The sequence below is a fragment of the Pedobacter sp. genome, assembly GCF_035317785.1.
Taxonomy (GTDB): Bacteria; Bacteroidota; Bacteroidia; order Sphingobacteriales; family Sphingobacteriaceae; genus Pedobacter.
This window is the reverse complement of sequence record NZ_DATHGC010000361.1, coordinates 1-3,729: the sequence shown is the minus strand read 5'-3', so window position 1 is coordinate 3,729 and position 3,729 is coordinate 1. Positions and strand designations below refer to the sequence as shown.

The 3,729-nt window shown below is 44.1% G+C and carries 2 protein-coding genes; both read left to right on the top strand.

The features are described from left to right. The first annotated feature begins 155 nt into the window (after positions 1-155). The gene (locus tag VK541_RS22565) at positions 156-1,121 is read left to right on the top strand and encodes an aldo/keto reductase (RefSeq protein ID WP_324372822.1); all 966 of its coding nucleotides are present in this window, start codon (positions 156-158) and stop codon (positions 1,119-1,121) included. 189 nt (positions 1,122-1,310) lie between these two features. Next, positions 1,311-3,729: SusC/RagA family TonB-linked outer membrane protein (locus VK541_RS22560; RefSeq protein WP_324372821.1), on the top strand; the 2,419-nt coding region annotated here is incomplete at its 3' end.

The window sequence follows — 3,729 nt, the reverse complement described above, 5'->3', positions numbered from 1 at the left end:
TTCTGGATATGGGGTACAGGTTTGTAAGTGTGGGAGCAGATGTAGTTGGACTGTCTAGCTATTTTCATTCCCTGGTCACTCGTTTTAATAAATCCGGTGAGGGTGAAAAAAAATCGGGTCTTGAGAGTTATAAATAACCGGTTTTAAATCTTAATATGATGAGCGTAAATCAGCGGGCATTGGGCAATACAGGGATTTCAGTTTCTGAAATTGCATTTGGTGGTGTTGAAATTGGTATCCCTTATGGTATTGGTGTAAATGACCACTCAGATATGCTATCACACTGGGATGCAATAAAATTACTGCATGCCGCAGTTGATGGAGGGATAAATTTATTCGATACAGCCCGGCTATATGGAGAGAGTGAATTGATTATGGGGAAAGCTTTCTATGATCGCAGAGATAAGGTTGTACTGTCTACCAAGTGCAAGCATTTCCGGGACGAGAAAGGGAATATACCGCCATATGCTGTCTTAAAAAAAATAATCGAATCGTCATTGACAGAAAGTCTGAGCACCCTGCAGACTGATTATGCAGACATTTTTATGCTGCACCAGGCAGATCTTCAGATATTGGAAAATGAAGATGTAAGCCGTATATTTCTGGATTTAAAAAAATCAGGTGCGATCAGGGCAACAGGCGCATCAACTTACGCTACGGACGAGACTCATGCAGCGATTGAAAGCGGTGCCTGGGATGTGATCCAGTTGCCGTTTAATCTGATGGACCAGCGCCAGCAAAAACTGTTTTCACTTGCAGAAGAAAAAGGTGTTGCTTTGGTGATTCGTTCGGTGTTATTAAAAGGACTGCTGAGCAGTAAAGGCAGAGATCTTCATCCGGCACTGAAAGATGTTGAAGAACATGTAAGAAAATATAATGGGCTTATTAAGGATAATATCCCCGATCTGTCCACGCTTGCGACAAAGTTCGCTTTATCATTTAAGGAAGTCACTTCTGTATTGGTAGGTATTGACCGTCATGAATACTTAATGAAATCTCTTGAAGCGGCTGATGGTCATTATCTGAATGACGAAATCCGCTCGGCCGCCATGGGTTTGGAATACCCGGAACTCGAATTTCTGGACCTGCCCAAATGGGACCGTCTTGGCTGGTTAAAGTAATACTCCGTTATCCTTGTTTTCTTAATTTCCTTTATTTCTGGTACATACCATCAGAAAGCTGGAAAAATAGTATCATAAATGTAGCTAAAAGTAGTGGAAATAACTGTTTGGTCAGGGTAGATTTATACTGTCCCTTATGAACTCCCAAAAGATTAAATGTTACAGATTGATTAATTAAACCCAACAATTATGAAACGAATTTTTACCAAACCTTTTGCAGTACATGGCCTGGTGACCTGCATGGCAATGATCTTGCTCGCTGCGCCGCCGGTATTCTCTTCCCCAAAAAAAATGCATGGGAAAGAAATGCCAAAAAACATCAAACAGGTGGTTACGATAAGCGGAACTGTGAAAGATGAAAGTGGACAACCTTTACCGGGAGTAAGTATTCTTGTTAAAGATACTAAAGTCGGAACGGCATCGGATGGCAATGGTAATTACAAAATTACCGTCCCGGACGGAGGCACTACCCTGGTATTTTCCTCTGCCGGTTTTAAGAAGCAGGAAATCGCGATAAGCGGGCGTACTGCCATCAATGTGGTGATGTCTGAAGATGTTTCAAAACTTAATGAAGTGGTGATCACGGGTTATGGTTCTCAGTCAAGGGAAACGCTTACTACATCGATTTCTAAACTGGACACCAAGACACTTGAGAATGTGCCTTATACCAATGCGCTTTCAGCATTACAGGGAAGCATACCAGGAGTAAGGGTGCAAAGCGTGACCGGACAGCCGGGACAACCTCCGCGTGTCGTATTGAGAGGTGGTGTTTCCATTAACCAGAGTGCATCCATAAACGCCAATTCTCCGTTATATCTCGTTGACGGGGTTATCAGGCCAAATTTAGCGGACATTGCATCGGAAGATATCGAGTCTTTGCAGGTTTTGAAAGATGCTGCTTCGACTTCAATTTATGGTGCACGTGCTTCAAATGGAGTGGTACTCGTGACTACTAAAAGCGGAAAGGCAGGCACAACCAAAATATCGTACTCTTATGACTTGTCCAGGGCAGACGAAAGTGGACGCGCTTTGGAATACGTCGGTGCTGCTGATTATGTAAAATATGCCAGACAGGGTAATATTTGGGCCATTCCAAAAGTAGGTGCGGCAGCCATTGCTACCAGGCTGGCAACACCTGCCGGCTGGGGTACCGGAAATGACCTGACCAAGAACACAGCTTTCACTACCCAGTATCTTACGCCTGCCAATGAGTATAAACTAAAGGAGGGTTGGCAAAGTATTCAAGATCCTCTTGACCCAACCAAAACGATCATTTTTGATGATACTGATTTTCAGTCTTTACGTATGCAGACTGCAATTTCGCATAACCACTATATCTCCGCTTCTGGCGGAAGTGAGAAAGCAAAGTTTAATGCGGGTGTGGGATATATGATGGCTGAAGGAACTGCATTAAGCTCGGATTACAACAGGCTCAGTGCAAACTTAAACGGAACATTGCAGATAACAGATAAATTAAAGATAGATGGACGTGTCTTGTTCTCCAGTACAGACTTTCTGCTCCTGACCCCGGAGAGTCAGGCCAATCAGGCACTGACATCAACAGGAGCGAACCTGTCCAATGTGTTTTACAGGAGTTCATCTCTCCCTGCCACTACCAAGTACAGATTTGAAGACGGTACCATTGCACCGGGTGTAAACAGCAGCTTAGGTAACCCGGATTATTATCAGACCGGACCGTTCGCTCCAAAAAGAAAAAATACCGGGGAGAAACTTTCAGTATCGGTGGCCGGAAAATGGGATATTTTACCAGGGCTGTCGTTTGACCCCCTCCTTTCCTATTACAAGGACGAACAATTCGGCCGCTCATTTCAACCCGCATTTTTATCTGGCATAACTAGTTTGAGTACGGCACGGCCTACATATCAATATCAGGACAATACAACTAACCTTCAGGCGGATGCCGTACTTACGTACACGAAGTCGCTTGACAAACACAATTTTGAAGCGAAAGGAGGTTATACCTACTTCAACAGAAACTTGTGGAATATTTTTGCTCAGGGTACCAACGCGGCTACCGATTATGTGTATACGGTAAACAATTCCGGTATGGCTGGAAATCCTTCGGGTGGAGAAAACGTTTTGGTTACTGAAGGCCTCTTTGGCAGGTTGAATTATGATTACGACCAAAAATATATGGTTTCGCTAACGGCGCGCTATGACGGGGCATCCAATTTAGGTGCAGATAGTCGTTATGCATTTTTTCCCGGCGTAGGTTTGGGCTGGAATATTCATAAAGAGAAGTTTTGGAGTGCACTGCCACAGCAGTTGTCCAGCCTGAAGCTTAGAGCTACGTATGGCGAAAATGGCAAGATAGACCAACTTTCAGATTATGGCTGGCAGGGAACTTACTCAGTCGGCAGCATATACAATGGTACTGCGGCTGTGATCACCGGATCACTTCCGAATCTGGACGTGCAATGGGAGCACTCCAGGACATTTGATGTAGGTGTTGACCTGGGGTTATTCAATAACAGAGCTACAGTGATTTTTGATTACTTCGATAAAGTGACGGACAACCTGATTGCTGACGTTCAACTGCCGTTGTCGTCGGGATACTCTACAGTTAAAACCAATAACGGAAGCCTTG

Excerpts from the sequence above, each read along its gene's own strand:
- VK541_RS22565 (WP_324372822.1), top strand. The coding sequence starts at position 156 with ATGATGAGCGTAAATCAGCGGGCATTGGGCAATACAGGGATTTCAGTT.